Source organism: Acinetobacter sp. CIP 102136, from assembly GCF_000369685.1.
Taxonomy (GTDB): domain Bacteria; phylum Pseudomonadota; class Gammaproteobacteria; order Pseudomonadales; family Moraxellaceae; genus Acinetobacter; species Acinetobacter fasciculus.
In genome coordinates this window covers 182,068-188,498 of record NZ_KB850140.1, presented here as the reverse complement: position 1 = coordinate 188,498, position 6,431 = coordinate 182,068, and the positions used below count along the sequence as shown (strand labels likewise).

Here is a 6,431-nt window from a genome sequence, read left to right as displayed (position 1 = left end):
CCAATCTTGGCTCATCAATTTTCTGACAAATATTTCTCAAATAAACTTCGAGTAATTTCTACCATCAATCAATGAAAATAATTTCGATCAATCAACCAGTAAAAATCCACACAAGTTGTTCTTCATAATCTCTTAATGATCTTCTTGCTAATTCGTCACCAGCAAGCTAGGTCGGCTATATTACTCTCTATCTCTAGAAAGTCAACCAGTAATGAAAACTATTTTTCAAACTTATCAAATAAAACCCAACTCAATTAAACTTAACTAAGTCACTGTTTTATCAGAAGTTTTAATCTTCATCACCGCCGATGGATGTGCATTCTACAGTATTTCAGAACGCTTGCAACACTTCTTGCAAAGATTTTTTATCGTGTGTTTATTTTTCAAACCAATAAAAACATAAGATAATGTTATATATAGTTAATTTATTTTTATTATTTTTGAATTTTATTGAGCACATCCAACAAAATCCATCCATAAACACAATAAGATATTGTTTTATTTTAATTTAAATTATAAAAATCTTTATTACATGACTTATATCGTTCAATTCACATCCCATTCTTGTTTGATTCTTCATCAATCTGGCGTTTATATATACAAAAATTATTTTATCCGGTCTTCTTCCAAGATACATAGGCCCAATTTAAATATGGAAAATTTATTGCAACGCTAAAAATTAAAAAGCCATCGCTATTGAGCAATGGCTTTTGGAGTACTGAGCAACAATTAGAATTTCATACTGACACGTGCCCAATAATTTCGGCCAATATTATTGAATTGCTCCTCTGCGGCAAAACCAAAGCCAGCACTACCAGCTTTATTTAGATGCTCGGTATAGGTTTTATCAAGCACGTTATCAATACCGACTGATACATCCACGCCATCCATGATATGGTAGCTACCGTTTAAAGACAAAGTACCAAAGCCTGCGCTCTGCTTATTGTCATAACCAACGATATTACCTTCTCGTTCACTAATACGACTTTGGCCATCTACTACACGCCACAATAATCCAAAATTATATTTGTCTTGAACATAGCGCAAGTTAACACGGGCTTCTAAAGGTGAAATTTGTGGCAACGGCGTATTGTCTGTGGTGTTTTCGCCCCAAGCATACATGGCACTGATATCTGCCTGAATTGCATCAGTAAACTGATAACCAATTCCAACTTCTGCACCGGCAATGGTTACATCGATATTTCTTGAATCCGCACTATTCATTTTTGCTGGCTGCATTTCTCCCATATCATTACCCATAGGATGACCATGCCCAGAGTTTGCAGACTTAGGATAAGTCATCAGAATAAAATCCTGAATCACACCGGCATAAGCTGATACCCAAGAATTAAACGCGCCATGATGATGTTGATAACCCAGATCGAGTTGTAAGGTCTTTTCTGTTTCCAGTTGCTTAAATGTATTTGCAGTTATTCCATGATAATCGGTCTTAAATAATTCCCAATAATCAGGCACACGCTCCACATACCCCAGTCCGATATAGGTTTTACCTTCATCATGTTCTGGATGGGTATTTTCAAAACGAATGAAGCCGCTTGGCAAGGTTTCCTGACGGTTCTGTCCAGTTTTTAAGGCATCAATCTCCACTTGATCGACCCGCACACCAGCAACCAATTTGTTGTTATCACTTAGTTCATGACTTAGCTCAGCAAAAGCTCCATATGACTGGAATTTCATATCTGGAGTGAGCGGCATATTCATGCTTGTGGATGTCATTCCTCCAGCATGCGTATTGCGCTGAGAATCCATCCCGGCAATCAATTGGTTTTGATCCCATTCACTCGTTATCGCCATACGGGTATTTAAAGTACGGCGCGTAACCTGCATTTCAGAGGGTGCTGGCTGCATGTTATGAGTATGCTCATCATGCTTCATCGGCACTGGACGCAGGCTAAAATTATCCATGATGTGGTCGTTATAGTTATAGTTGATCTGTGCCTCAACTTTCTGAATTACATCAGTCAGATTTTTCTTTTCAACACGTAAACCCAGACTTTCACGGGCAAACTGTGATCCATCCATATCACGACCAGCATAAACAGCTTCACCATCTGCCTTACCACCTGTCAATTCTACCCAGGTATCTGCATCCGGAGTCCAGCCCAAGGCCAGATCCGCATTCCAGCGCTCCCAATCTGAAGGCACAGTGGTTCCATCACCATCTTGATAGCTGTTCGATACCGAACGATTGGTATTGAGTCGGACATATTTCTGTTCATCGCCTGCTGCGACTTCGACATTATGATCAAGGCGCCCGAAAGATCCCATCAAGACACTGGCCTGACCGCGATAGTTTTGATCTTGATCAAACTGTTCCGGTGTACGTTCGAAAATCACTGTGGCCGCAGAGCCAGTATTGGCATACTGAACCGTCTGTGGGCCTTTAATCACCGAAATACGGTCATAACTTTCCGGAGAAATATAAGAGGTCGGCGAATCCATACGACTTGGACAGGCACCCAGGTTTTCGGTGCCATCAGTCAGGATTTTAATTCGTGAACCAAACATGCCGCGGAACGTCACATCACCATTGGTACCGGCACCGCTATTGACCGAACTAAAACCGACAATACTTTGCAAATAATCCGCACCATCACTGGCAGGAATCGGTTGAATCGGCTGTTTTGGATCAGCGCGAACAATCAGCCCATTGGCATCATTACCTGCTGCTGACGTCACCACAATCGGGGCAAATGTCTGAACCGGCATGGCGTCATTGGCCGTCACCACCGAAGAATAACAAGCAACACAAATCGCAGCCGCAAGTGGCTGTAAAGAAAATTTAGGCTGAGCCATTTCTCTATCTCACTAAATACATAAATTAGGCACGGCTTGAGTCAATACCAACCCAAGCTGAAAAATGCAGATTTATGCAGGCAGTGGTGGCGCTCGCCCCTGAGGAATTAAGAAGAGTTGTTGAAGGACAAACCAGACATGCTTAAAGGTTTTTTGATAGGCAATTAAACGGACATGAATCCGGTCAAGTACCTGTTTGATGTCCAGATCCGGCGGTAAGACTAAATTGGCATGAACCTTACAGTACTGACACTGATGATTGGCATCATGATGATCATGTTGAAGATGATCAGATTGGATAAGGTGACTATGCTCGCCAGCGCTATGCTGCGCATGAGCATCTGTCGCGATAAAAAGCGCACGCGTGATGGTTTCACAGACAGGAGCAACCTGATATTGCTTCGGTAACAAAGGCTGTAAAAATACAGCAATCTGTAGAAACACAGCTGCAAATGCAAATAGCAGCCCCGCGCGTAAAAACACAGGCTATTCCTAAAACATGCTTATGTTGATTATAACAAAGCCCAATCAGAATTGGGCTTTGTTATACCATTTAAATAAACTTTAAAATGATCCTAGCGTTTCACTGCCACCTTGTCTTTATTACGCTGGCGAACCAGTTTTTCCACTTTTTCACGTGCACGTTGACGTTTTAATGGCGATAAATAATCGACAAATAATTTGCCATTTAAGTGATCCATTTCATGTTGGATACACACAGCGAGAAGTCCGTCAGCATCGAGCTCAAATGCTTGACCTTCCAGATTAATTGCCTCAATTTTTACGCGTGACGGACGATCAACTTTATCGTATATTTGAGGAACTGATAGACAGCCTTCTTCGTAAGGCTGCGTTTCTTCAGTCAATGGTGTGATTTTGGGGTTAATAAACACCATCGGTTGATCTTTATTTTCAGACAGATCCATAACAATCAGCTGAATATGACGATCCACCTGAGTCGCGGCAAGTCCGATACCTGGTGCTTCATACATGGTTTCAAACATATCCGCAGCGAGCTGACGAATTTCATCAGTCACTTCTTCGACAGGTTGTGCAATGGTACGAAGACGGGGATCCGGGAAACTTAAAATAGGTAATAAGGCCATACTGCGTCCTCAATTATGCCATTGATCAAAAAACCAAATGAAGGGAATGCTTCATCAAAAAAATGTGTGTAAGATCGTTATTATAACGCAACTACGCACATAATTTTAGGAATTATGATAATGAAAAAGGTTTTGAAGGGCATGCCATTTTTTAGTGCCTTGGGGTTTAAAAATCAGATGCTGGCACTTGCCGTTTGTGTAGGCGTCAGTATGGGGACCATTCATTCTGCCGAGGCAGCACCTGCACGCAACGTCAATCCACCGGCATTAAAAGCCAATGCACCGAACGTTTATGTGGTGAAAAAAGGCGATACGCTTTGGGACATCTCGAAACGTTTCCTGAAAAATCCGGTACGTTGGCCGGAAATCTGGGCCAGCAATAAGCACGTGAAAAATCCACACTGGATTTTCCCGGGTGACCGCCTGTTAATGTGCGATTACCAGGGCCGTCCGATTATTGGTAAAGACGAAGGTGATGGTTGTGAAGGTATTATCAGCCGCTATCTTGGCAGTACTTCTCTGCAACCCCAGATTCGGGTTGAATCTTTAAATAATACCATTCCAGTGATTCCGCTTGAGCATATCAAGCAGTGGCTGGAACGCTATACCCTTCTGGCACCTGATTCAGTTCAGGGCACACCCTACATTCTCGGAACTGCAGATCAGCGCGTACTGGCTGGCAAAGGCCAGAAAGTTTATGCACGTGGTCACGGTCTGGTAGTTGGCCAACGCTATGCGGTGTATCGTGAAGCGGAACCGTATGTATTTACGGATGCAAACGGCAAGAAATATACGGCTGCACTGGAGCTGCAACAGGTGGCATCTGGTATTGCAGTTCGTGGCGAAGGTGATGTGACCACACTTGAACTGACAGATAGTTACAATGCTGAAGTACGTCGCGGTGATCGTGTCTTACCTGAATACGATCCAATGTTACCGACTCTGTTCTATCCGACCAATGCAGAAAATATTGCTGCCGGTGGTCAGATTGTGCGTGTATTGGGGTCAATTGGTACAGCAGCACGTCATAGTGTCGTTACCATTGACCGTGGTACGGCACATGGGGTTCAGACTGGACATGTCTTTAGCGTGAATCAAAAAGGTGAAGTGGTGACTGATCCTAAAACTAAAGAACGTGTGCAATTGCCGGGCGAGCGTATTGGCCAGATCATGGTATTTAAAACCTTCGATCAATTAAGCTATGCTTATGTGCTGGAAAGTGAATTACCAATCAAGATGGGTGCAGGGATTCAAGCACCTCTTTTAGATGAATAAATATTTGTCTAAATAAAAAAACTTAATAATAAGAAGACAACCCTATAGGTCTCAATATGCTGAACCCGTTATCACGCGCGCAACTGGAAACAATTACGTTATGGTATCTGGTTCAGCATTCTCTTTCGAGTTTTTATAAAATCAGTCAACACTATGCCGAACTGGCCAATGCCATTCAGCAGGATCAGGTACCCGTCTGGCAGGCACTCGGTATTCATGTCAATCATGTGCAGCGCTTAAAAGAGTTACACCTCCCAGAAGCGCAACAGAAATTTCAGCGTTGTCTGCAACAGATCCAGCAGGATAGCGATTTTATTTTATTGCATAGCGATCCGCATTACCCGCAGCAGTTGCATCCTTATGTAGATAAACCACCGATCATTTTTGGTCAAGGTCGACCTGATACCCTGCTTCAGGCACAGATTGCAATTGTGGGCAGTCGCAAGCCGAGTCCGCATGGCCGGCAAGTGGCTTATGATTTTGCCTTTTATTTGAGTGAACAGGGTTTCTATATCAATAGCGGTCTGGCACACGGCATTGATGAAGCGGCACATCGGGCTGCCCTACAGCATCAAGGCACGATTGCGGTGATGGCCACCGGACTGGATCAAACCTATCCAGCACAGCATCAGTCACTGCGCCAGCAAATTATTGAACATGGCGGTGCCGTCATCAGCGAATTTCTGCCAGATACCCTTCCTCTGCAACACCATTTTCCACGGCGCAACCGAATGGTCAGTGGTTTAAGTCTGGGCGTGATTGTGGCAGAAGCGGCATTAAAAAGTGGTTCTCTCATTACGGCCAAGCTGGCAGCCGAACAAGGCAAAACCGTGTTTGCCATTCCGGGACATATTTACAGTGAGCATCATCAGGGCTGTCACCAACTGATTCGTGAGGGTGCGATTCTGATTGATCACCCACAGCAGGTCATCGAAGAACTGGCACTGGCGACGCAATGGCAAGCGATGGAAAACACCACCAAAATGGAAGTTACTGAAGCAGAACCTCAGCAGATTCCGCCACATCTGCTCAGTCTTTATAATCAACTGGACTGGGTGGGACAGAGTCTGGATCAGCTGGGGACACAGGTACAGCAAGAAGTGTCTGCGCTGACCAGTCAACTGATGGAGCTGGAGTTACTCGGTTTTTGTACCCAGCAAGCCGGCCTGTATCTACGTTGTCGGATTCTCAAATAAAGTTCACAATAGCGCTTTGTTGTTTAATATAAGGTAT

5 protein-coding genes are annotated in these 6,431 nt (G+C 43.6%); 2 read left to right on the top strand and 3 right to left on the bottom strand.

Annotated features, from left to right (window positions below; translation table 11 throughout):
• Positions 1-729: 729 nt before the first annotated feature.
• The 3 genes from F893_RS01110 to def all read right to left on the bottom strand — a co-directional run bounded on the left by F893_RS01110 (position 730) and on the right by def (position 3,923).
• Positions 730-2,817, bottom strand: a complete 2,088-nt coding sequence (locus tag F893_RS01110; RefSeq protein WP_005249632.1) for a TonB-dependent copper receptor — start codon at positions 2,815-2,817, stop codon at positions 730-732.
• A 72-nt stretch (positions 2,818-2,889) separates the two neighbouring features.
• Entirely contained in the window at positions 2,890-3,300 is a 411-nt protein-coding gene (locus tag F893_RS01105) for a DUF2946 family protein (RefSeq protein ID WP_004644876.1), read from the bottom strand.
• Between the two features lie 92 nt (positions 3,301-3,392).
• On the bottom strand, positions 3,393-3,923 hold the full coding sequence (def, locus tag F893_RS01100; protein ID WP_004644875.1) for a peptide deformylase: 531 nt from the start codon (positions 3,921-3,923) through the stop codon (positions 3,393-3,395).
• Positions 3,924-4,043: 120 nt separating this feature from the next.
• Between def and F893_RS01095 the strand changes: the two genes are divergently transcribed.
• Together F893_RS01095 and dprA are read left to right on the top strand one after the other, a co-directional pair.
• The gene (locus F893_RS01095; RefSeq protein WP_004732589.1) at positions 4,044-5,198 is read left to right on the top strand and encodes a LysM peptidoglycan-binding domain-containing protein; all 1,155 of its coding nucleotides are present in this window, start codon (positions 4,044-4,046) and stop codon (positions 5,196-5,198) included.
• 56 nt (positions 5,199-5,254) lie between these two features.
• Positions 5,255-6,394: a DNA-processing protein DprA gene (gene dprA, locus F893_RS01090; RefSeq protein ID WP_005249630.1), complete on the top strand. Its 1,140-nt coding sequence runs from the start codon at positions 5,255-5,257 to the stop codon at positions 6,392-6,394.
• The last annotated feature ends 37 nt before the right edge of the window (positions 6,395-6,431 follow it).

Coding starts and splice junctions, on each gene's coding strand:
- F893_RS01110 (WP_005249632.1), bottom strand. CDS start 2,817: ATGGCTCAGCCTAAATTTTCTTTACAGCCACTTGCGGCTGCGATTTGT.
- def (WP_004644875.1), bottom strand. CDS start 3,923: ATGGCCTTATTACCTATTTTAAGTTTCCCGGATCCCCGTCTTCGTACC.
- F893_RS01095 (WP_004732589.1), top strand. CDS start 4,044: ATGAAAAAGGTTTTGAAGGGCATGCCATTTTTTAGTGCCTTGGGGTTT.
- dprA (WP_005249630.1), top strand. CDS start 5,255: ATGCTGAACCCGTTATCACGCGCGCAACTGGAAACAATTACGTTATGG.